Source organism: Rhizobium sp. IY2, from assembly GCF_047532935.1.
Classification (GTDB): Bacteria; Pseudomonadota; Alphaproteobacteria; order Rhizobiales; family Rhizobiaceae; genus Rhizobium; species Rhizobium anhuiense.
In genome coordinates this window covers 192,040-214,648 of record NZ_JBLKNU010000006.1, presented here as the reverse complement: position 1 = coordinate 214,648, position 22,609 = coordinate 192,040, and the positions used below count along the sequence as shown (strand labels likewise).

At 62.0% G+C, this 22,609-nt stretch carries 22 protein-coding genes and 1 pseudogene; 17 read left to right on the top strand and 6 right to left on the bottom strand.

Annotated elements, in window-relative coordinates; all coding sequences use genetic code 11:
- The first annotated feature begins 22 nt into the window (after positions 1-22).
- Genes ACMUVN_RS20350 through ACMUVN_RS20340 form a run of 3 tightly spaced genes read left to right on the top strand, consistent with a single transcriptional unit; the run spans position 23 to position 1,397 of the window.
- A complete protein-coding gene (locus tag ACMUVN_RS20350; protein WP_028755989.1) occupies positions 23-442 on the top strand; it encodes a tautomerase family protein in 420 nt (139 codons plus the stop codon).
- A complete protein-coding gene (locus ACMUVN_RS20345; protein WP_047616424.1) occupies positions 439-843 on the top strand; it encodes a cupin domain-containing protein in 405 nt (134 codons plus the stop codon). Before ACMUVN_RS20350 ends, ACMUVN_RS20345 begins: the two co-directional genes overlap by 4 nt.
- Positions 840-1,397, top strand: coding sequence for a DUF4865 family protein (locus ACMUVN_RS20340; protein WP_414815414.1), 558 nt, complete (start codon positions 840-842; stop codon positions 1,395-1,397). Before ACMUVN_RS20345 ends, ACMUVN_RS20340 begins: the two co-directional genes overlap by 4 nt.
- Positions 1,398-1,399: 2 nt before the next feature.
- Here ACMUVN_RS20340 and ACMUVN_RS20335 read toward each other — a convergent pair whose 3' ends face one another.
- The 3 genes from ACMUVN_RS20335 to ACMUVN_RS20325 all read right to left on the bottom strand — a co-directional run bounded on the left by ACMUVN_RS20335 (position 1,400) and on the right by ACMUVN_RS20325 (position 4,099).
- Complete coding sequence (locus ACMUVN_RS20335; protein WP_028755992.1) at positions 1,400-2,035, bottom strand: LysE family translocator; 636 nt, start codon at positions 2,033-2,035, stop codon at positions 1,400-1,402.
- A gap of 139 nt (positions 2,036-2,174) precedes the next feature.
- Entirely contained in the window at positions 2,175-3,614 is a 1,440-nt protein-coding gene (gene pyk / locus ACMUVN_RS20330) for a pyruvate kinase (RefSeq protein WP_028755993.1), read from the bottom strand.
- Positions 3,614-4,099 (bottom strand): DUF1036 domain-containing protein, encoded by a 486-nt coding sequence (locus ACMUVN_RS20325; protein WP_017967841.1) that lies wholly within the window; start codon positions 4,097-4,099, stop codon positions 3,614-3,616. Before ACMUVN_RS20325 ends, pyk begins: the two co-directional genes overlap by 1 nt.
- 202 nt (positions 4,100-4,301) lie before the next feature.
- Here ACMUVN_RS20325 and ACMUVN_RS20320 point away from each other — a divergent pair, with 202 nt between their 5' ends.
- The 3 genes from ACMUVN_RS20320 (at position 4,302) to ACMUVN_RS20310 (ending at position 5,783) form a co-directional block, all read left to right on the top strand.
- The gene (locus ACMUVN_RS20320) at positions 4,302-5,090 is read left to right on the top strand and encodes an N-formylglutamate amidohydrolase (RefSeq protein WP_047616618.1); all 789 of its coding nucleotides are present in this window, start codon (positions 4,302-4,304) and stop codon (positions 5,088-5,090) included.
- Between the two features lie 32 nt (positions 5,091-5,122).
- Positions 5,123-5,428, top strand: a complete 306-nt coding sequence (locus ACMUVN_RS20315) for a DUF1244 domain-containing protein (RefSeq protein ID WP_028755995.1) — start codon at positions 5,123-5,125, stop codon at positions 5,426-5,428.
- A 91-nt stretch (positions 5,429-5,519) separates the two neighbouring features.
- The gene (locus tag ACMUVN_RS20310; RefSeq protein WP_008533181.1) at positions 5,520-5,783 is read left to right on the top strand and encodes a DUF2312 domain-containing protein; all 264 of its coding nucleotides are present in this window, start codon (positions 5,520-5,522) and stop codon (positions 5,781-5,783) included.
- Between the two features lie 166 nt (positions 5,784-5,949).
- Here the strand turns inward: ACMUVN_RS20310 and ACMUVN_RS20305 are convergent, their stop codons facing one another.
- Positions 5,950-7,806 (bottom strand): DUF882 domain-containing protein, encoded by a 1,857-nt coding sequence (locus tag ACMUVN_RS20305; protein ID WP_028755996.1) that lies wholly within the window; start codon positions 7,804-7,806, stop codon positions 5,950-5,952.
- 178 nt (positions 7,807-7,984) lie between these two features.
- Entirely contained in the window at positions 7,985-9,532 is a 1,548-nt protein-coding gene (locus ACMUVN_RS20300; protein ID WP_028755997.1) for a sigma-54-dependent transcriptional regulator, read from the bottom strand.
- Between the two features lie 311 nt (positions 9,533-9,843).
- On the opposite strand from ACMUVN_RS20300, the gene ACMUVN_RS20295 reads away from it, so the two are divergent.
- The 11 genes and pseudogenes from ACMUVN_RS20295 to ACMUVN_RS20245 all read left to right on the top strand — a co-directional run bounded on the left by ACMUVN_RS20295 (position 9,844) and on the right by ACMUVN_RS20245 (position 21,499).
- The gene (locus ACMUVN_RS20295) at positions 9,844-11,697 is read left to right on the top strand and encodes a M3 family oligoendopeptidase (RefSeq protein WP_097543095.1); all 1,854 of its coding nucleotides are present in this window, start codon (positions 9,844-9,846) and stop codon (positions 11,695-11,697) included.
- A gap of 294 nt (positions 11,698-11,991) precedes the next feature.
- The gene (locus ACMUVN_RS20290; RefSeq protein WP_210294485.1) at positions 11,992-13,098 is read left to right on the top strand and encodes an aminodeoxychorismate synthase component I; all 1,107 of its coding nucleotides are present in this window, start codon (positions 11,992-11,994) and stop codon (positions 13,096-13,098) included.
- Positions 13,095-13,718, top strand: a pseudogene (locus tag ACMUVN_RS20285) (aminotransferase class IV family protein); the annotation flags it as partial. The gene ACMUVN_RS20290 and the pseudogene ACMUVN_RS20285, both read left to right, overlap by 4 nt.
- 8 nt (positions 13,719-13,726) lie before the next feature.
- A complete protein-coding gene (locus ACMUVN_RS20280; protein ID WP_047616412.1) occupies positions 13,727-14,011 on the top strand; it encodes a YciI family protein in 285 nt (94 codons plus the stop codon).
- 188 nt (positions 14,012-14,199) lie between these two features.
- Positions 14,200-15,651, top strand: a complete 1,452-nt coding sequence (locus ACMUVN_RS20275) for a homospermidine synthase (RefSeq protein ID WP_063475334.1) — start codon at positions 14,200-14,202, stop codon at positions 15,649-15,651.
- A 171-nt stretch (positions 15,652-15,822) separates the two neighbouring features.
- Entirely contained in the window at positions 15,823-16,191 is a 369-nt protein-coding gene (gene omp10 / locus ACMUVN_RS20270; protein ID WP_028756665.1) for an outer membrane lipoprotein Omp10, read from the top strand.
- Between the two features lie 27 nt (positions 16,192-16,218).
- Complete coding sequence (locus tag ACMUVN_RS20265; protein WP_414815413.1) at positions 16,219-16,539, top strand: hypothetical protein; 321 nt, start codon at positions 16,219-16,221, stop codon at positions 16,537-16,539.
- Between the two features lie 176 nt (positions 16,540-16,715).
- On the top strand, positions 16,716-18,659 hold the full coding sequence (locus ACMUVN_RS20260; RefSeq protein ID WP_097543091.1) for a bifunctional metallophosphatase/5'-nucleotidase: 1,944 nt from the start codon (positions 16,716-16,718) through the stop codon (positions 18,657-18,659).
- A 125-nt stretch (positions 18,660-18,784) separates the two neighbouring features.
- Positions 18,785-19,819 (top strand): ferrochelatase, encoded by a 1,035-nt coding sequence (hemH, locus tag ACMUVN_RS20255; protein ID WP_028758602.1) that lies wholly within the window; start codon positions 18,785-18,787, stop codon positions 19,817-19,819.
- Between the two features lie 180 nt (positions 19,820-19,999).
- On the top strand, positions 20,000-21,040 hold the full coding sequence (locus tag ACMUVN_RS20250; RefSeq protein ID WP_028756669.1) for an SPFH domain-containing protein: 1,041 nt from the start codon (positions 20,000-20,002) through the stop codon (positions 21,038-21,040).
- Between the two features lie 3 nt (positions 21,041-21,043).
- The gene (locus ACMUVN_RS20245; protein WP_028756670.1) at positions 21,044-21,499 is read left to right on the top strand and encodes an NfeD family protein; all 456 of its coding nucleotides are present in this window, start codon (positions 21,044-21,046) and stop codon (positions 21,497-21,499) included.
- Between the two features lie 28 nt (positions 21,500-21,527).
- On the opposite strand, the gene ACMUVN_RS20240 is transcribed toward ACMUVN_RS20245, so the two are convergent.
- Positions 21,528-22,523 (bottom strand): KpsF/GutQ family sugar-phosphate isomerase, encoded by a 996-nt coding sequence (locus ACMUVN_RS20240; RefSeq protein ID WP_047616405.1) that lies wholly within the window; start codon positions 22,521-22,523, stop codon positions 21,528-21,530.
- Between the last annotated feature and the right edge of the window lie 86 nt (positions 22,524-22,609).

Genomic DNA, 22,609 nt, shown 5'->3' with positions numbered 1-22,609 from the left:
GGCCCTAACCATGGAGATCCCGATGCCCTTCGTTCGCATTTCTCTTCGCAAAGGCAAGTCGCCGGACTATCTCACGGCGCTAGCCGACAGCATCCAGCGTGCACTGGTCGAGACCTTCGACGTGCCCGAAAACGACCGTTTCCAGACTATACACCAGCATGACGAGAACGAGCTGATCTTCGACCGCACCTACCTCTCCGGCCCGCGCTCCGCCGATTTCGTCTACATCTCCATCACGATCGGCAGGCCTCGCACGGCCGAGATGAAGGCGGCGCTCTATCGGCGGCTCGCCGAACTCCTGGCGCAATCGCCGGGCCTTCGGCCCGAGGATGTGATGATCGTCATCAGCACCAGCGCCCCGGAAGACTGGTCCTTCGGCGACGGCATCGCCCAGATGACCGACCCCGACTGGCGGCTGCGTGCGGTCGGAGGCCGGCAATGAGCGTTTCGAACCCGAAGATCATGACTGTTAGACGCTCCGGCAAGGCGGTCCGCTCGCCAGAGGGCGTCGCGACGGCGCCCTTCTGGGTCGAGATGCTGCTCGAAGGCAGCGCCGATGGCGAGAACACCGCGATGCGGGCGACGCTCGATCCCGGCACCATCACCCGTTGGCACACCCATCCCAGGGGTCAATTGCTCTATGTGCTCTCAGGTCATGGGTTGGCGCAGAACGACGGCGGCCCGATCGAAGCATTGCGTGCCGGCGATGCCGTCTGGTTTGCGCCCGGCGAGCGTCACTGGCATGGCGCCGCCGATGACAGCCCCTTCAGCTATATCAGCGTCCAGCCCACGGAAAACGGCAGCGTCGTCGAATGGCTGCAACCGGTGGAGAGACGGTCATGATCGCCATGCAATACGCCTTCACCCTGCCCGCCGATTACAACATGTCGATCATCGATCGCCGCATCCGCGACAAGGGTCCGCTGCTCGACGGCTTTCCCAATCTCGGTTTCAAAGCCTATCTCAGCGCTCGCAAGGGGGAGTTCGGCAGCCGCGACAATCTCTACGCGCCCTTCTATCTCTGGCAGAAGCCGGAAGGAGCAAGCGACTTCCTCTGCGGCCCCGGGTTCGAGGCTCTCACCAGCGCCTTCGGCTGGCCGCAGGTGAGGACCTGGATCGTCTGGCAGGCAGAAATCTCGTCCGATATCGCCTCAGCCAGGTTCGCCACACGCGATATCCTGCGGATGGAGCCTTACGCGCTGCTCGCCGATATCCGCCGCGCCGAAAGCGCAGAGGCTGCAGCCGACGTTGCGACAGCCGGCGCGCTCGCCTCGGTCTCCGCCTTCGAACCGACGAACTGGACACGGGTGCGCTTCAGGCTCTGGCGAGAGATTCCCGAGATTGACGAGCAAACGCAGGCCTATCGCGTCGGCCATCTATCCCTGGCCCGATCCTGAACTCAGACAGTTGCCCGGCGGTAGAAGGCCAGCGAACCGGCAAGCGCCAGCAGCGCACCACCACAGGCTCGCTCCAGCCACATGGCGCCTGAGGTTTTCAGGAAACGCACCGCTTGCGAGCCGAAGAAGGCGTAGCCGAACATGATGAGGAAATCGAGTGCGGCAAAGACCAGCGCAAGCAGCGCATATTGCGTTGCCTGCGGCAGGGCCGGATCGATGAACTGCGGCAGGAAGGCCGAGAAGAACAGATAGCCCTTCGGATTGGTCGCCGCGACCATGAAGCTTTTCAGTCCGATCGAGAAGGGCGATGTCGCACCCGCAGGCGCCCCGGACTTCAACGCCGCGTCGATCGTGCCCTTCGAGCGCAGCAGCATGATACCGAGAAAAGTGAGATAGGCAGCACCCGCCCATTTCAGCATCGAGAACCAGAATTCCGATGCCGCCAGCAGCGCACCGAGCCCGATCGCGACGGCGCCGATCAGCACGAAATCGGACAGCACCGCGCCGATCATGCCGGCAATCGCCCGGCGCAGGCCGTGCCTCGAACCGTTGGTCAATGCCAGCAGCACCGTCGGCCCCGGCGTCGCGATGCCGACGAAGGAAACAGCTGCAAAAGCCAGAAGCGTGACGATATCCATGATGATCCCTCCGAACCTGGAGCAATTCCAGCGCTAGGTTCGAAATTTGCACGTGTCGCCAACCTTGGCAATGCCGGCCCTTCAACGAAAAAGCCCGCCGCCTCTTGAGGCAGCGGGCTTTCGAAGGGACACGATCGGATCAGACGCCGCTCTGGCCGTCGGAGCCGATATAGGCAATGCGGATCATATTGGTGGCGCCGGGCGTGCCGAGCGGCACGCCGGCCGAGATGATGATGCGATCGCCCGGCTTGCCGAAACCTTCGTCGGCGACGATGCGGCAGGCACGATTGACCATGTCGTCAAGATCGGTCGCATCATGGGTGACGACGCAATGCAGGCCCCAGACGATGGCAAGCCGGCGCGCCGTCTTGATGATCGGCGACAGCGCCAGGATCGGCACCTGCGGACGCTCGCGCGAAGCGCGAAGGCCTGTCGTGCCCGACGAGGTGTAGCAGACGATTGCCGACAGTTTCAGCGTCTCGGCGATTTGGCGGGCGGCAAGCGAGATCGCGTCGGCGCCGGTCGCTTCCGGCTGGGCTCGCTGAGCATAGATGATGCCGGGATAATGCGGCTCGCGCTCGATGGCGGTGGCAATCGACGCCATCGTCGAAACGGCTTCGACGGGGTAGTCGCCCGAGGCCGATTCGGCCGAAAGCATGACGGCATCCGCACCTTCGAAGACGGCGGTCGCGACGTCGGAAACTTCAGCGCGCGTCGGCACCGGCGCCGAGATCATCGATTCCAGCATCTGGGTGGCGACGACCACCGGCTTGCCCGAACGGCGGCAGGCGCGGATCAACTGCTTCTGGATGCCGGGAACCGATTCGAGCGGCATTTCGACGCCGAGATCGCCGCGGGCGACCATCAACGCGTCGGAAAGCTCGATGATTTCCTCGATGCGTTCGAGAGCTTGCGGCTTCTCGATCTTCGACATCAGGCCGACACGGCCGCGGGCGATCTTGCGCACTTCGGCAAGGTCGTCCGGACGCTGGACGAAGGACAGTGCCACCCAGTCGACATCGTCGGTGGCGAGCACGGCGTCGAGGTCGGCGCGGTCCTTATCCGTCAATGCGCCGACGCCGAGCAGCGTGTCGGGAAGGCTGACGCCCTTGCGGTCGGAAATGCGCGTGCCCGAAATAACTGTCGTGACGATGCTCTTGCCGTCGCATTTTTCTGCGCGCAGAGCGAGCTTGCCGTCGTCGATCAGCAGGCGGTGGCCGGGCTGCACCGATTCCAGGATCTCCGGATGCGGCAGATAGACGCGGTTCTGATCGCCAAGCGCTTCGTTGTTGTCGAGCGTGAAGGTCTGGCCGGGCTTCAGGTCCACCTTGCTGTCGACGAACTTGCCGACGCGCAGTTTCGGCCCCTGCAGGTCGGCGAGAATGCCGATCGGCCGGCCGGAGCGCGCCTCGACCGAGCGGATGCGCTGGATGAGCGTACGCATCAGGTCGTGGCTCGCATGGCTCATATTGATGCGGAAGACATCCGCACCGGCCTGGTGCAGCTTCTCGATCATCGATTCCTCGGAGGAGGCTGGCCCGAGGGTGGCGAGGATTTTAATTTTGCGATTGCGCTTCATCAATTCTGGCTTTCTTGCGTCCCTGGGGTGTCGGAGAGCTGAACCATCCAGCTACCCTGGCGGCCCGTATCATATTCCTTGAATCCCATTTTCTGGTAACCGCGGGCATAACAATCCTGCACACCCGTGATCTTGAATTCGTTTTCCGCCACGCACATTTGCACGTCACCCGTCCATCGTCCTCCCCGGGCGGCGTCCTCTGCGTAGAGGTAATAATAGCGCGACTGCAATTCTCCCTCGATCAACGTAGCGCAGGTCGTTGCCGGCACCTGCCACCAGCCCTCCGTCACCCAGCCATCCTTGGCCCGGTATCCGATGGCGACGCCGACGAGATTCTGTGTTCCGTTGCAGACGCGAAAATCGGCGCGTGCGGCATCTGCGATAAAAAACGGCATGGCAGCTGCAAGAGCGAACAGAGCGAGACGGACCAGCGGTCCGGACCGCGTGAGGAAACTTGGCGCGGCTTGGATCAACACGGCTCCCAAATAGCTCCACGGTTATTCGTATCCGTGTCTTCTTGCGCCGCCGTCAAGCGAAAGTCAACGCAATGCTAATCGATTATATTTCCTTTCATATACCGCCTGTCGAGGGTGCGGCTCGACCTCTCCCCACCTGCCGCGCTTGAACCCGCCGCAGGTGCATGCGATCACTGCGCCCGACGGCGCAATGACGAACGGCAATTCCCTGATGGACGACTTCCAATCCTTCGAAATCCTATCCGGCAAACATGACAAAGGCATGGTGATCCTCGCAGATCACGCGATGAACCGCCTCCCCGCGCGATATGGCCGGCTCGGACTGCCCGACGCAGCCTTTGCCCGCCACATCGCCTATGACATCGGCATCGAGGGTCTGACGCGGCAGCTTTCGGCAAGACTCGGCGTTCCCGCCGTGCTCGGCGGCTTCTCGCGCCTGCTGATCGACCCGAACCGCGGCGAGGACGATCCGACGCTGATCATGAAAATATCAGACGGCGCCGTCATATCCGGCAACCATCCGATCACCCAGGAAGAGTGGGACCACCGCATCGAAACCTTCCATCGCCCCTATCACGATGCCGTGGCCGCAACGGTCGATAGCGTGGCGAATGCCACCGGCCGAGCGCCGCTGGTGCTGTCGCTGCACTCCTTCACCCCGGCCTGGAAAGGTACTCCCCGCCCCTGGCACGCCGCCGTACTCTGGGACAGCGATCATCGCGCCGTCGGCCCGCTGCTTGACATGCTGCGCGCCGATCCCGATCTCGTGGTCGGTGACAACGAACCCTATGACGGGGCGCTGAAGGGCGATACCATGTACCGCCACTGCATGATTACGGGCATTCCGCACGCGCTGCTCGAGGTGCGCCAGGATCTGATCGGAGACGAGGCCGGCATATCGGCATGGGCCGGACGCCTGGCGCCGATCTTTGCGGCGATGAATGCCGATCCCGCCTTGCACGAATACGACGTCCACCTCTCACGCACCGGTCCCTATTGAAAGCCGGCCCCTATTGAAAGAAGGAGAGCGAAATGACCACGCTCAGCAAGGAACAGCAGACCGAATTCGAGGCCGCCGCCTTCCGCCGCCTCGTCGCACATCTTCGTGAACGCAGCGACGTTCAGAACATCGATCTGATGAATCTGGCCGGCTTCTGCCGCAACTGCCTGTCGAACTGGTATCGCGAAGCCGCCGAGGCCGAAGGTGTCGCCGTTACCAGGGACGAATCGCGCGAGATGGTCTATGGCATGCCCTATGAGGACTGGAAGAATCTTCACCAGAACGAGGCCTCGCCTGTGCAAAAGGCTGCTTTTGAACTGAACAACCCACACAAATAGCCCGACTTGCCCCGAACAGGCTTGACCGTGACGCCGCTTCGCGGCAGTCACGTGCATCCAAAATTAATCACCGGAAAATCAGGAGAACACGATGTCTGATGCTCATGGCGTCGCCCGCGATCAGCTTCGCGCTTTCATCGAGCGCATTGAACGGCTGGAAGAAGAAAAGAAGACCATCGCCGACGATATCAAGGACGTCTATGGCGAAGCCAAGGGAATGGGCTTCGACACCAAGATCCTGAAGAAGGTCGTGGCGCTGCGCAAGAAGGACGAGCAGGAGCGCATGGAAGAGGAAGCAATCCTCGACACCTATCTGCACGCGCTCGGGATGATCGAGGCGCCGCCGGAAGGCTGATCCGCCGGCATACTGATGTCGACCAAGCCGCCGGGCCTTCGCCCGGCGGCTTTTCTTTTGCGTAGAATCCGCTTGGCCAAACGGCCATCTTGCCCGATCGAAGCAGCCAAAAGAAAAACCGCCGGATCGCTCCGGCGGTTTTTCGATATTTCCGTGATTGGCCGGCTCAATTCGTGTTGAACTTGCGCACTTCCATGAAGTTCACAGCCGTGCCGCTGAAGCGGGCCGGGTCGACCGAGGCGGTCTTGATATTGAAGCCCTCGGCGTAGACGGCGGTCGGCTGGGCGCGCATCGTCTGGCTGACGAAACGCGGCGCCTTGACCTGCTTGGAAGCCATTTCGAGCCGAGCGTTGGTAAGCGCCCACTGCGAAATCATCTTTTCCGTCAGCTTCGGCTCGGTGCGCACCGTCGTGCGGCTGGCATCCGCTGCTGCGGCTTCCTTCTGCGTCGGGCGACCACCCTTGGTGGGAAGGCCCTGTGCCACGGCGCTTTCGGCGGCCGGCTCGTCGAAACCATCGCCGAAGCTTGCCGACTTGGTCATCGGCGCCAAAGCTGCAAGCTCGAGCGGCGGCTTTGCAGCCGGCTTTTGCGTCATCGCGGCGTTGATCGCCTGCTCCACCGTGACCGGCCCCTTCGACGCGATCTCGCTTTCACCCTCATTCCGCTGCTGCTCGAGCGCATCGGCGACGGCAGGAGACAGCGCGTCCTGATCGGCTTCGTCGGCATCTGCTTCCGGATCGGCATCGGCGGCGGCAAGCAGGTTCTCGGCAACGGAGGGGCGTTCGATCGGCGTCGGAACCGGCAATCCGTTCGCACCCGTCAGCACGCTAGGATCGACGGACGCGACCTCGGCGTCGCCGGGCGCGCGGCGCGGGCCGAGAAGCGAGGGAACCGGAATGCTGTAGGCGCTGAGATCGGCGAATTGCTGCGGCGGCGCCTGGTCGGCCGGAAGGGCCGCCGCAAGAGCCTGCTGTGCGGCATTACCCGAAGGCGGTGCGACGAGCGCGCTCGCCACTTCGCTGCCGGCCGGCTGACCGCTGAATGCGGGGCGAACCTGCGGCACGGGCGCGTTCAGATCGGCGACTTCGGTCTGCTGCGGCTCGACCGGAGCGGGCTCAGCCGGGGCGGGCTCCGCCTTCGGCGGCGTCGCCTTGGCGACGGCAACAGGCGTCGAATCATCCGACTCGTCTTCCTGCTCGTCCGCTCCGCCGCCAAACAGCGCGGCAAACAGCGTCTTATGTTTTGGCGCCGATTCGGAAGCGCTGGCGATCTCTATCTGCGTGCCGCTGGCGCGGCGCTTATAGTCGGCCATCGCCTGCTGGTAGCCCGGTAGCGGCTTGCCGTCAGCCGGAATATGAATGGTATTGCCGTTGGGGAAGAGCCGGACCAGCTCGTCGCGGCTCATGCGCGGCCAGGCGCGAACACCACCGACATCCATGTGCACGAAGGGCGAGCCCGACTTCGGATAGAAACCAACGCCACCGACCTGCATCTTCATGCCGATGGCGCGCAGCGTCGCCAGCTTGACGTCGGGAATGAAGAAATCCATCGCCTTGCCGAGCATATGCTGGCTCTTTTCGGCGACCCCGGAATTGCGCGAGCGGCCGCGCAGCATCTCGTTGGTTCCCGGCGAACGGAAACCGCAGACGACGTTGATATAGTCCCTCGAACCGCTCTGGCGATAGACTTCCCAGATCAGGTCGAACAGGCGCGGGTCCATCTTCGTCGGCTGGTTCTTGCGCCAGTCGCGCAGGAAGCGGTTCAGCTGCTCCAGACCCTTGGGGTCGAACTTGCCGTTGCGCTTGTAGGTGATGACGGCTTTTTCGCCGGTATGAATGAAATAGAGCTTCAGGCTGCGGGTGTCGCCCGCTGCCTGCGAAGGTGTACCAACGAATACCGGTGAGGAAACCGCAAGCGCAAGAAGGGCGGCCGCTACCGTCCTTATTGCCTTTCCGCAAATGTTGGCGCCCAACGAACGCCAGCTCAAGCGCGAAGGCTTAGAATTCCCATTCAGATTCGGCAACTCGATCCCCGTCAGACAGACAATGTCCCGTACTGTCTCAGATGACTGTCAAATGCGGTCACACGATGGCAAAAATGCCACACATGATCAACCTTTTCTTTACATAGTGAACGAGCCACTAACAAGTGGTTTATGACCGGTAACAAATCGTGGTTGCCTTAGTCTTAACAAAAAGCGCTTAAGCCGCATCTTTCTGGGGATTATCGGGATCGATACCGTAATCCTTGAGCTTGCGATAAAGTGTGGATCGGCCAATGCCGAGCTTCCGTGCCACTTGACTCATCTGCCCGCGATAGAATTTGAGTGCGAATCGGATGAGTTCTTCCTCGACATCGGCAAGCTTGCGCACATCTCCGGCGGGATTGACGCTGGCGATCGCGTTTTCCGAGGCTTCGGACAGGCGGTGGTGGTGCACCTCCCCCGATATCGACGCCCGGAACTCCTCACCATAGCTATCGTCGGGATCGAGGCCGGTATTGTCGGCAACCAGCGCCAGGTGATCCACCACCTCGTATTCCGGAAGCTGGGCAGCGATCTGCGGGAAGTCCGCCTCGGTCAGCTCCGGCCCTTCGGCCAGAACGACCGCGCGGAAGATCGCGTTTTCGAGCTGGCGGATATTGCCCGGCCAGTCATAGGCGGTCAGCAGCGCCAGCGCGCCTGAGTTCACCGTCATGCGGCGGCCGCTCTTCTGTTCGCTGGAGAAGCGATCGGCAAAGACACGCACCAGATTCGGAATATCTTCCTTGCGTTTGCGCAGCGCCGGAATGGTGATCGGGAAGACATTGAGGCGATAGTAGAGATCCTCGCGGAAATGGCCGTTCTTGACCTCCTCGATCAGATCCTTGTTGGTCGCCGAGATCAGTCGGACATTGACCTTATGCGCGGTGCGCGCACCGACGGTCTCGATCTCGCCCTGCTGCACGGCGCGCAGGAGCTTCACCTGGACTTCGAGCGGCAGGTCGCCGATCTCGTCGAGGAAAATGGTGCCGCCGTCGGCTTCCATGAATTTGCCGATATGGCGTTCGGTCGCGCCGGTAAACGCGCCCTTCTCGTGACCGAAGAGAATGCTCTCGACGAGATTATGCGGGATCGCCCCGCAATTGACGGTGACGAAGGGCTTGTTCGAGCGGTCGCCGCCGGACTGGATGGCGCGCGCCACCAGTTCCTTGCCGACGCCGGATTCGCCTTCGAGCACGACGGGAATGTTGGATTGGGCCGCCCGCTGGGCGAGATCGATGACGCGGATCATCGCCGGGCTTGCCGATACGATGTCGTCGAAGCCGACCGAGCCTGAGCGCGACCGGCGTCCGGCCCGCGCCTTCACCTCGCGCTGGTCGAGTTTCATCGCGTTCGAGATCGACGTGGCGATGCGTTCGGGCGAGACCGGCTTGACGACGAAATCGAAGGCGCCGGCGCGCATCGCCTGCACCACCGTTTCGATGCCGCCCTGACCCGTCTGCACGATGACCGGGATCTGCGTGCCGAACTCGTGAAGCGCGTCGAGGAATTCGAGGCCGGTCATCTCCGGCATCATCAGGTCGAGCACGATGACGTTGAAAAGGCCGCCGTCGCGTTTGACCATTTCCAGGCCGATACGGCCGTTCTCCGCCTGGTGCACGACATGGCCGTGACGCTCGATTGCGTTCTTGAGCAGGCGGCGCTGCACCGGGTCGTCCTCGACCACGAGGATTTGCCCTGCTCCCTTGAGCTCATTGTAACCGGTCATTGTCGCCTCACTTCATGCGAAACCATAAAGCGCACTCTGACAGAAAGGCTTGAACATCCAGTTTTGAGAAACAATTGCATTTTAACGATTGGAACGGGTCATTTTCGTGCCGAAGCGACGCCTTTCATGCGCCGAAAGTCCCTTGATGCGGGGGCTTCTCACGCTTACAGCGCTGCGCGTCTTTTCAGACGCGCAAAGGACGCTGTAACACTTTGAACCTGCGCATCGTGCTTTCCGAAAATCGATTCCGATTTTCGGGCCGATGCGCTAGACAATCAGACCTGTTATGAAAGTGGAGAGGAATTGCACCCATGAAAATCAAGCTCCCGCACGCCAGCCTTCTATTGTCGGCAGCAGCGCCAGCTGGGGCCGCCGATCCGGCGCTTGGCGATCTGCCGGTCTGGAAGCTGCAGGATCTCTACCCTTCCGCCACCTCCACCGCTTTCGTCGCCGACATGGAAAAGGCCGGCAAGGCGGCAATCGCCTTTGAAGAAAAATGGAAGGGCAAACTCGCTGAGGCCGCGACGAAGACCGGTGCCGAGGGCATCGGCGCGGCGCTGAAGGAATATGAGGCGCTTGACGATATCATCGGCCGCCTCGGCTCCTTTGCCGGCCTCACCTATTTCTCCGACACCACCAACCCGGCAAACGGCAAGCTCTACGGCGATGTGCAGGCCAAGATCACCGAATTTTCCGGCCACCTCCTGTTTTTCGCGCTGGAGCTGAACCGCATCGACGACGCGGTGGTCGACGCCTGCATGGCGAATGATCCCGCCGCCGGACACTATCGCCCTTGGCTGCTCGATCTCAGGAAGGACAAGCCCTACCAGCTCGACGACAGGCTGGAACAGCTCTTCCTCGAGAAGTCGATGACATCGGCCGCCGCCTTCAACCGCCTCTTCGACGAAACCATGGCGGAGCTTCGCTACGACATCGATGGCGAGAAAGTACCGCTCGAAGTGGCGCTGAACAGGCTGCAGGAAAAGGACCCTGAAGCCCGCCGCAAAGCGGCCATGGCGCTCGCCGAAACCTTCAAGGCGAATATCCGCACTTTCACGCTGATCACCAACACGCTTGCCAAGGACAAGGAGATCGCCGATCGCTGGCGCGGCTTCGAAGACATCGCCGACAGTCGCCACCTGGCAAACCGGGTGGAGCGCGAGGTCGTCGATGCGCTGGCCGCGGCCGTCCGTGAAGCCTATCCCCGCCTTTCGCATCGCTATTACAAGATGAAGGCGAAATGGCTCGGCATGGAGCAGATGAATTTCTGGGATCGCAACGCGCCGCTGCCGGAAACCTCCAGCGCCATCATCTCCTGGCCGGAGGCAAAGGACACGGTGCTTTCGGCCTACAGCAATTTCGCCCCGGAGATGGCTGCCATCGCCAAGCGCTTCTTCGACGAACAATGGATCGACGCCCCGGTCCGTCCCGGCAAGGCGCCAGGCGCCTTCGCCCATCCGACGGTTCCCTCGGCCCATCCCTATGTGCTCGTCAATTATATGGGCAAGCCGCGCGACGTAATGACGCTTGCCCATGAACTCGGGCACGGCGTGCACCAGGTTCTCGCCGGTGCGCAAGGGGCGCTGATGTGCCAGACGCCGCTGACGCTTGCCGAAACCGCGTCCGTCTTCGGCGAGATGCTGACCTTCCGCGCGCTTCTGCAAAAGACCACCGACACGCGCGAGCGCAAGGCGATGCTCGCCCAGAAGGTCGAGGACATGATCAACACGGTCGTGCGCCAGATCGCCTTCTACGAATTCGAGCGCAAGCTCCACACCGCCCGCAAATCAGGCGAACTGACAGCCGACGACATCGGTGAACTCTGGCTCTCCGTCCAGTCGGAAAGCCTCGGGCCGGCGATCAACATTTCGGAGGGTTACGAGACCTACTGGGCCTATATCCCCCACTTCATCCACTCGCCCTTCTATGTCTACGCCTATGCCTTTGGCGATTGCCTGGTGAATTCGCTCTATGCCGTCTACCAGAAGGCCGAGAAAGGCTTCCAGGAGAAGTATTTCGAACTGCTGAGGGCCGGCGGCACCAAGCATCACTCGGAATTGCTGAAGCCTTTCGGCCTCGACGCCACCGATCCGTCGTTCTGGAGCCAGGGCCTGTCGATGATCGAAGGGCTGATCGACGAGTTGGAAGCGTTGGATAGAGGCTGAGATCTCTTCTCCAAAGGCGGAAGGGCAGCAACGGGTCTCGTCTCCCCTCGGGAGAAGGTGCCGGCAGGCGGATGGGGGGCGACACGGCTGAACCTGTCCTTCGCATGTGCTCAGGACGTCGCTCCGCTCCGCCCCCTCATCTGCCCTTTGGGCATCTTCTCCCCCGTGGGGAGAAGCGGAAAAATGCCTCACGCTCCCATTGGATTTTGAGCAATGAGGAGCAGAACAAATTGAAAGCGGCGCGTGGCTGACCAACCCTACATTCTCTTCCGCGACGACACGACCGGACAGGTGATGCTTTTCGCCGAGCCGGCCGAGATCATCGTTGCCAGCACGCGCGCCGAGTTCTTTGCGGGTCTTACCCGGATGGAGCAGGCCAAGGCCGAGGGCAAATGGCTTGCCGGCTATATGGCCTACGAGGCCGGATACTTCTTTGAGGAGAAACTCGCCCCCTTCGCTGGGGAACACCGCGAAACACCGCTGCTTTGCTTCGGCGTCTTCGATGCGCCGCAGCCGGATGCGCATCCGCTGGCCCAGCCCAAACAGCGTCTCGAAAACGAGGAATTCCTCACTGCTCCGAAAGCTGCCTGGGATTTCGCTATATATAAGGAGCGCTTCGACCGCCTCCACCAGCATCTGCGGCTCGGCGACGCCTATCAGGCGAACCTCACCATGCCGGTCGAAGCCCGCTGGAACGGCGATCCCCGTGCCGCCTTCTGGTCGCTGATCGAACGCCAGCCGGTCAAATACGGCGCGCTGGTTGATCTCGGCGGTCCGGTCATCCTTTCGCGGTCGCCCGAGCTTTTCTTCCGCACCGACGAACAGGGCTGGATCGAGACCCATCCGATGAAGGGTACGGCGAAACGCGGCGCCACCGCCGCCGAGGATGCCGAAATCATCGAGGCCATGCGCCGCGATATCAAGACGCAGGCGGAAAACCGCATGATCGTCGATCTCCTGCGCAACGATATCTCCCGCATCACCGAAGTCGGCACGCTCGACGTCCCGAAGCTTTTCGACATCGAGACCTATCCGACCGTCCACCAGATGGTGAGCCATGTGCAGGCAAGGCTCCGCCCCGATCTTTCGATCCGCGACATCTTTTCCGCGCTTTTTCCCTGCGGCTCGATCACCGGCGCGCCAAAGATGCGGGCAATGGAAATTCTCCATGCGCTCGAGGATGCCCCGCGCGACGCCTATTGCGGCGCAATCGGCATGATCTCGCCCGCCGGCGCCATGCGTTTTTCCGTCGCCATCCGCACCATCACGCTTTTTGAGGGCGGCAGGGCCGTCTTCAATGTCGGCGGCGGCATCGTCTTCGATTCGACCGCCGAGGCCGAATATGAGGAATGCCTGCTCAAGGCCCGCTTCGCTGTCGGCGATCATTGGATTGCACGATGATCGATTTTTCGTTGATCGAGACGCTGCGCTGGCAGCCGGGCGAGGGCTTCATCCGGCGGCAGTTGCATCTCGCCCGGCTTTCCCGCTCCGCCGGTCGCCTCGGCTTCCCGCAACCGGTCGACGCGGCGGCCAAGCTCGACCAAGCCGTTGCAGGCGCTACCGGTCCGCTGCGCATCCGCCTGACTTTCGACGCGCAAGGCCGCATCGAGGTGACGAGCGCCGCTTTCGTGCCGCTGGCGCCCGATACCACCTGGATCGTCCGCCTCGCCGAGACCCGTCTGGATTCCGCCGACAGGCTGCTGCGGGTCAAGACCACACGCCGTGCCGTCTACGAGAGAGCCCGCGCCGAATATGGGCCTGATGAGGCCGATGAAGTCATCCTGTTGAACGAGCACGACGAAGTCTGCGAGGGCACCATCACCTCGATCTTCCTCGACGACGGGAGCGGCATTCTGCGCACCCCGCCCATCTCCTGCGGCCTGCTCGCCGGCGTGCTGCGCACCGAACTCATCTGCCAGCGCAGGGCCCGCGTCGGCCGCCTCACGCTTGCCGATCTCGATGCCGGCACGCTTTATATCGGCAACTCGCTGCGTGGCCTGATCCGCGCAAACCTTCTGAGGCACTCACCATGTTCATTCTCTCCCTCACCTATCTCAAGTCCAACGATGAAGCCGACGGGCAGATGGAGCCGCATATGGCCTGGGTGAAGGAGGGTTATGCGAAGGGTTGGTTCCTCGCCTCCGGCCGCAAGGTGCCGCGCACCGGCGGCGTCATCCTGGCGATCGGCGAGCGCGCTGGGATCGAGGCCTATGTCGCCGCCGATCCCTTCACCATCCACGGCATCGCCGAATACGAAATCACCGAGCTTGCCGTAACGACGGTGGTCGAAGGGCTGGAAATCCTGAAGCGCTGAATCTACGCGAACCGATCGTGGATAGTCGCGCCGGCCTCCATCGCCCGACCGATATTTGGCCTTTCCCCGTCAACGCTCTTTATTGTGACGTCGTTTTGTGATTAGAGCCGGTCACCTCGCACTCTCTGCGGCAATTTCAAATAATTCTTCGGGCTGAACGCCTTCGTCGCCTTCCACAGGAGAAAAGAATGACGGAACAGAACTATCCGGTATATGCCGAAATTACCGGTCCGATCGTGATGATCGGCTTTGGCTCCATCGGCCGCGGCACCCTGCCCCTGATCGAGCGCCATTTCAAATTCGACAAGAGCCGGATGGTCGTCATCGACCCGCGCGAAGATCCCTCTGACATGGAGATCCTGAAGAAGCACGGCGTTCGCCACATCAAGGAATATGTCACCAAGGAGAATTACAAGGAACTGCTGAAGCCGCTGCTGACGGAAGGCGAAGGCCAGGGTTTCTGCGTCAACCTCTCGGTCGACACCTCCTCGCTCGACCTCATCAAGCTCTGCCGCAAGCATGACGTGCTCTACGTCGACACCGTCGTCGAACCCTGGCTCGGCTTCTATTTCGACAAGGGTATGAGCAATGCCGACCGCACCAACTATGCGCTGCGCGAAACCGTGCGCAAGGAAAAGGCGAAGAACCCGGGCGGCGCCACCGCCGTCTCCACCTGCGGCGCCAATCCGGGCATGGTCTCCTGGTTCGTCAAGCAGGCGCTCGTCAACCTCGCCAACGACACCGGCCTGAAATTCGACGAGCCGGACCAGCACGATCGCGAAGGCTGGGCAAAGCTGATGAAGAAACTCGGCGTCAAGGGCGTCCACATCGCCGAGCGTGATACCCAGCGCACCAAGCATCCGAAGCCGCTCAACGTCTTCTGGAACACCTGGTCCGTCGAAGGCTTCATCTCCGAAGGCATGCAGCCGGCCGAACTCGGCTGGGGCACCCATGAAGAGTGGATGCCGAAGAATGCCAAGAAGCACAAGAAGGGCAACAAGGCGGCGATCTACCTGGAACAGCCGGGCGCCAACACCCGCGTGCGGACCTGGTGCCCGACGCCCGGCCCGCAATATGGCTTCCTCGTCACCCACAATGAGTCGATCTCGATCGCCGACTATTTCACCGTGCGCGACAAGGACGGCGAAGTGACCTTCCGCCCGACCTGCCACTATGCCTACCACCCGGCCAACGACGCCGTGCTCTCGCTGCATGAGATGTTCGGCAATGGCGGCACCCCGCAGCCGGTCCATCACGTTCTCGACGAGGACGAGCTGGAGGACGGCATCGACGAACTCGGCGTCCTGCTCTACGGTCATGAGAAAAACGCCTACTGGTACGGCTCGCGGCTGTCGCTGGAAGAAACCCGCCGCATCGCGCCCTACCAGAACGCCACCGGCCTGCAGGTCACATCAGCCGTTCTCGCCGGCATGGTCTGGGCGCTGGAAAACCCGACAGCCGGCATCGTCGAAGCCGACGAGATCGACTACAAGCGCTGCCTCGAAGTGCAGATGCCCTATCTCGGCCCGGTCGAAGGTCATTACACCGACTGGACACCCCTCGACGGCCGTCCGGGCCTCTTCCCGGAAGATATCGACACCAAGGATCCGTGGCAGTTCCGGAACATTCTGGTTCGCTGAGATCATTTCCTCGGCTTTGACAATGCCCGCCGCAAGGCGGGCATTTTTGTAACGCCTGCTGTCTAAATGCTGGCCGCTGCCCCTCCAAGGCTTGCCTTCAAGCCGGGCGCGCGCCATGTTTTGCCCGAACTTGGCGGGTGTCCGCCGCGCCGATTCGCCGGGAGAAGCCTTATGAAAATCAGAACTGGTCTCGTTCTTGTCGGCGCAGCCGCCGCTCTTGCCGCCTGTGTTTCATCGGAGCCGCGTCGCCTGCCGGTTGCAACCGCACCCGTCGCCACCGGCGTCGAAGGCAATTGGAGCGATCCGAACGGCATCGTTTCCACCTTCCAGGGCGGCACTTTCACCACCCGCACCACCGATAGCAACCAGCTTCTCGCCTCAGGCACCTATATCAACACTTCGCCGACCCTGGTGGAGATCAACATGACCTCGCTGGTGCGCAAGACCCAGTCCAAGGTCAATTGCGCTCTCGTCAATCCGAGCCAGTTGAACTGCACCTCCGATTCCGGCGCACAGTTCACGCTTTCCCGCCGCGGCTGAAAGATGAGGCGATAGGCTAGGCACACCATGCGGGCCTTCGCCTTTTACCTCGTTCTGCTGCTTGCAATGCCGCTTGCGGCACTTGCCGTTATTTTGCCGGCCAATGTCTATCGTGCCCAGGGCATCGCCGCTCCCGATTGCGACGGGCCGCTGCAGGTGCTGATCTTCGCCGTACCGGCAATCCTGATTTATGGTGCGGGCGCATTTCTGGTCTACCGGACCGGCCGGCGCTTTCATCGCCTCTTTGCCCTTTTCTGTTTGGTCATCGCGCTGGCGACAGTTCCGAATATTGCCGAGGCCGTACACGAACTCTACCGAAACGCGGCCGATGGCGAATGCCAGAGATAAGCAGCCCGGCTTTTTTGCCCTGTCCCCTTGGAAAGCGCCCTGCCTGGCCCAGCTTTCTCTTGCGGTTGCACATCGTCTGATGGAACAATCCGAAGGCCGGGCAATCGCCCCGGCGCACAATGAAAGGGAACGGCGAGGGATCAGGGGAATCTTTCGCCTCAATCAGGAGAACAGGGATGACGAAGTCTTTCAGCTTCGGTCTTTTGACCGCGTCCATGCTGGCGCTGAGCGCGGGCGCCGCCTTTGCGGATTACGAACTTAATATTCTTCATATCAACGATTTCCATTCGCGCATCGAATCGATCAACAAATTCGACTCCACCTGCTCGGCCGAGGAGGAAGGCAAGAAGGAATGCTTCGGGGGTGCTGCCCGCCTGAAGACCGCGATCGACCAGCGCCGTCAGGCGCTATCCGGCAAGAACGTCGTCCTCCTGAACGCCGGCGACAATTTCCAGGGCTCGCTGTTCTACACGACCTACAAGGGAGCGGCCGAAGCCGAATTCCTCAACCTGATGAAGTTCGACGCCATGACCGTCGGCAATCATGAATTCGACGACAGCGAGGACGGGCTTGCGACCTTCCTCGACAAGGTGCAGTTCCCTGTCGTGACGGCGAACGTCAAGGCGACGGCTGCCTCTAAGCTCGGCGACCGCATCAAGCCCTCGCTGGTGCTTGATGTCGGCGGCCAGAAGATCGGCATCGTCGGCGCCGTCACCAATGATACCCCCGAGCTGTCCTCCCCCGGTCCGAACGTCACGATATCAGATGACGTCCAGGCCATTACGTCAGCCGTCCAGGATCTGAAGGGCCAGGGCGTCAACAAGATCATCGCGCTGACCCATGTCGGTTATCCCCGCGATCTCGCCCTGATCGCCAAGATTCCGGACGTCGATGTCGTCGTCGGCGGCCACTCCCATAGCCTGCTCTCCAACACCGATCCGAAGGCCGAAGGCCCCTATCCGACGATGGTCGACAATCCCGGCGGCTACAAGGTGCCGGTCGTCCAGGCCGCTTCCTACAGCAAGTATCTCGGCGATCTCGTCGTCAATTTCGACGACAACGGCGTCGTCAAGGATGCCAAGGGCGATCCAATCCTGATCGATTCCACCTTCACGCCCGATCCGGCTGTCATTACCCGCATCGCCGAACTGGCAAAGCCGATCGAGGAACTGCGCAACAAGGTCATCGGCTCCTCCGAAAGCCCGATCGAGGGCGATCGCAAGGTCTGCCGCGTCAAGGAATGCTCGATGGGCAATCTGGTGGCTGACGCCATGCTCGACCGTACGAAGAACCAGGGCGTCACCATCGCCGTCCAGAACGGCGGCGGCCTGCGCGCGTCGATCGACGGCGGCGAGGTCACCCAGGGCGAGGTCATCACCGTCCTGCCTTTCCAGAACACGCTCGCCACTTTTGAATTGACCGGCGCAGACGTCGTCAAGGCGCTCGAAAACGGCGTCAGCCAGATCGACCAGAGCGCCGGCCGCTTTCCGCAGGTCGCCGGCCTGAAATTCTCCTTCGACCCGTCGAAGCCCGCGGGCAGCCGTGTCAGCGATGTTCAGGTGAAGGACGGCGCCAATTTCGCGCCGATCGATTCGGCCAAGACCTACAAACTCGCCACCAACAACTTCATGCGGGCCGGCGGCGACGGCTATTCGATCTTCAAGGAGGGCCAGAACGCCTATGATTTCGGCCCGGATCTTGCCGATGTGACTGCGGCATACGTCGCCGCGCATTCGCCCTATAAGCCATACACGGATGGCCGCATCGCGGAACTGGCGCAGGCAGCGCCGGCCCCCTCCGCTTCCGAACCGGCGCCTGCTGCACCGGCTGCTCCTGCTCCATCCACAGAGCCGGCTCCCGCACCCGCTGCACCGGCACCTGCCGCTCCGGCACCAGCAGCCCCCGCGCCCGCTGCGGAACCCGCACCGGCGCCGGCAGCCTCCGCACCTGCCGCAACGACGCCGTCCACCCACGTCATTGCCGCCGGCGACACATTCTGGGATCTCGCCGTAACCTTCTATGGCGACGGCACGTTGTGGCGGAAGCTGTCGGATGCCAACGGCAAGCCGAACCCACGTCACCTGACGGTTGGCAAGGAGATCGAGGTTCCCGCCAAGTAAGACGATTTGTCCCGATGCCACTGGCCGGTCCGGGGTTTCCCGGGCCGGCTTTTCTTTCTATAGGGTGAACCACGATCTCCAGGCTGCGTATGAGCTGACGAGACAAAAAAAGCGTTGGGGCCAGAATGACAGCAGATATTTCACTCCGCCCGGCGGACCATCCGGCCGTAAAATCAGGCAAGGTCGGTGTCCTGCTGGTCAATCTCGGCACGCCCGATGGCACCGATTACACGTCGATGCGCCGCTATCTCAGGGAATTTCTGACCGATCGCCGCGTCATCGAATGGTCGCCCTGGAAGTGGTACCCGATCCTGTTCGGCATCGTGCTCAACACCCGCCCGCAGAAGGTCGGCAAGGCCTATGAGCTGATCTGGAATAAGGAGAAGAACGAAAGTTATCTCCGCACCTACACCCGCAACCAGTCGGAGCTGATGGCCGAGCGCCTGAAGGATCTTGATAGCGTCAAAGTCGACTGGGCGATGCGCTATGGTACGCCGTCGATCGCTTCGCGCATCGACGCGCTGAAGCAAGAGGGATGCGACCGTATCGTGCTCTTCCCGCTCTATCCGCAATATGCGGCGGCAACGACCGCCACCGTCAACGACAAGGCCTTCCAGAAGCTGCTCTCTATGCGCTGGCAGCCGGCGCTGCGCACCGTGCCCGACTATCACGACGACGAGACCTATATCGAGGCACTCGCCAGTTCCGTCGAAAGACATCTTTCGACGCTCGACTGGAAGCCCGAGATGCTGCTCGCCTCCTTCCACGGCATCCCCATGTCCTATTTCAAGCAGGGTGATCCCTATTACTGTCAATGCCAGAAGACCGGCCGGCTGCTGCGCGAGCGGCTCGGATTGACCGAGGAAAACTTCATGGTCACCTTTCAGTCCCGCTTCGGGCCGGAGGAATGGCTGCAGCCCTATACCGACAAGACGGTGGAGAAGCTCGCCAAGGACGGCGTCAAGCGCATCGCCGTCATCAATCCGGGCTTCGTCTCCGACTGTCTGGAGACGCTGGAGGAGATCGCCGAGCAGGCTGCCCATTCTTTCCATGAGAACGGTGGAGAGAAGTTCGCGCATATCCCCTGCCTCAACGACGGCGAGGACGGCATGAAGGTGCTGGAAAAGGTCGTGCGCCGCGAATTGCAGGGCTGGACCTGAGAGATCTTTTCAGAAAGCATCGCCGCACGGATAGCTGGCGAAGATCCAAATAACCCAACCGAGAGGAAACCTCCACCTCACACGGATGTGTAGCATCCATACGGCATTTCTTCCTCGCAAAGAACATGCTACCCCACCACATCAGTGTATGGGCGCATGCGCCGATAGGAGGAATTCTTCATGTTGTTCGGCGGCTTCGACATTGTCGTCATCGTGCTGGTCATCTTCGTCATCCTCGTGCTCTTCGCCGGGATCAAGACCGTGCCGCAGGGCTACCGCTATACGATCGAGCGCTTCGGGCGGTATACCCGCACGCTGGAGCCCGGCCTCAACCTGATCACCCCGTTCATCGAGCGCGTCGGCGCCAAGCTGAACGTGATGGAACAGGTGCTGAACGTGCCGACCCAGGAGGTGATCACCAAGGACAATGCCTCGGTTTCGGCGGATGCCGTCTCCTTCTATCAGGTGCTGAACGCCGCTCAGGCCGCCTATCAGGTCTCCAACCTCGAAAACGCCATCCTCAATCTCACCATGACCAATATCCGTTCGGTCATGGGTTCGATGGATCTCGACGAACTGCTTTCCAACCGCGATGCGATCAACGACCGGCTGCTGCGCGTCGTCGACGAGGCCGTGCATCCTTGGGGCATCAAGGTCACCCGCGTCGAGATCAAGGACATCCAGCCGCCGCGCGACCTCGTCGACGCGATGGCCCGCCAGATGAAGGCCGAGCGCGAGAAGCGGGCGCAGGTGCTGGAGGCCGAAGGCTCGCGCAACGCGCAGATCCTCCGAGCCGAAGGCGCCAAGCAATCCGCCATTCTCCAGGCCGAAGGCCAGCGCGAGGCCGCCTTCCGCAACGCAGAAGCCCGCGAACGCCTGGCCGAAGCCGAAGCCAAGGCGACGAAAATGGTCTCCGAGGCGATCGCCGCCGGCGACATCCAGGCGATCAACTATTTCGTTGCGCAGAAATACACCGAAGCGCTCACCTCGATCGGTTCGGCGCCCAATTCCAAGATCGTCATGATGCCGATGGAAGCCTCTTCCATCTTGAGTTCGCTCGGCGGCATCGGCGCCATTGCCCGCGAGGTCTTCGGCGATGCCGGCAACAGCCCGGCAACCCCGCCGCCGCTGCCGCCGCGTCCGCGCCCCGCACCGGCGCGCTCGACGCCGCCGATCAATCCGTCGACTCCCAATCCTTTCAATCCCGATCAGGAGCGATAAGCCATGCTGGCGAAGATCATCGCCGAACTCGGTCCGTGGAGTTGGTGGGTCGCAGGCCTCGTGCTGCTCGCCGCGGAAATGATCGTACCCGGCTTCTTCCTAGTCTGGATCGGCCTTGCCGCCTTGATCGTCGGCGCGCTGTCGCTGCTCTTCTGGGACAGCGCCTTCTGGGTCTGGGAATTGCAGGCGATCCTTTTTGCGCTGCTCGCCGTTGCCACGACCTTCGCCGGCCGGCGGCTGACGCTGCGCAATGCAACGACCGACGAGCCCTTCCTCAATCAGCGCGGCGCGAGCCTCGTCGGCCGCACGGCGACGCTGCACGAACCGATCCGCGAGGGCCGCGGCCGCATCCGCCTCGACGATACGCTATGGCAGGTGATGGGACCGGACCTGCCGGTGGGAACACAGGTGAAGGTGGTTTCAAGCAACGGCCGCGACCTGACGGTCGAGCCCATCTGATCAAACGAGCTTGATCGAACGAGCTTGATCAGGCGACGCCGATGCGCAGCAGGTCGTGGAAATGCACCAGTCCGACCGGCCGGCGGTCGTCGTCGATGACGATCAGCGCGCCGATATGATGCTGGTTGAGCAGCGCCAGCGCCGCGGTCGCCAGTATCGTCGGCTTCACCGTCTTCGGCGTCTTGGTCATGATATCGTCGACCGCGAGCTCGGCCAGATTGCGGGTCAGATTGCGCGCCATATCGCCTTCGGTGACGATGCCGCAAAGCCGGCCATCCTCATCCAGCACGCCGACGCAGCCGAAATGCTTGCGCGACAGCACCGTGATCGCCTCCGGCATCGGCGTGCCCTTGGCAACGAGCGGCAGCCGCTCGCCGGTATGCATGATATCGGCGACATGCATCAGGCTGGCGCCCAGCTTGCCGCCGGGATGGAAGACATGGAAATCCGTGGCGGTAAAGCCGCGCGCTTCCAGGAGCGCCACTGCCAGCGCGTCGCCGAGCGCAAGCTGCATCAGCGTCGAGGTCGTCGGCGCCAGCCCATTGGGGCAGGCCTCCTGTTCGTTCGGCACCAGAAGGACGATATCGGCGGCGGTCGCCAGCGAGGAACGGTCGCTGCAGGTGATTGCGATCAGCGGAATGGAGAAGCGCCGGGTGAAGGAGATGATGCTCTTGAGCTCGGCGCTCTCGCCGCCTTTGGAAATCGCCAGCACGACATCGTCGCGCTCGATCATGCCGAGGTCGCCGTGATTGGCTTCGGCCGCATGCACGAAAAAGGCAGGTGTCCCGGTTGAAGCGAATGTCGCCGCGAGCTTGGCCCCGATATGGCCGCTCTTGCCGACGCCGGTGACGATGACGCGGCCGGAGATGTCGCCGATGACTTCGACGGCCCGTGTCAGAGGATCGGCCAAGCCATTGTCAAGGGCCCGTTCCAGCGCTTCAAGACCGCGTCTCTCGGTCTCTATCGTGCGTTTTGCCGATTCGAGCACGCTGTTTTCAACGAGGTTTATCGCTCTTCTGTTCATGAAGTTGCGTTAGACCTTTTCACTTTCCAAGTCCACCCCGCACTCTTTCCGAAATGTGAACGGCGCCCGCTGACGGCAACGAATGA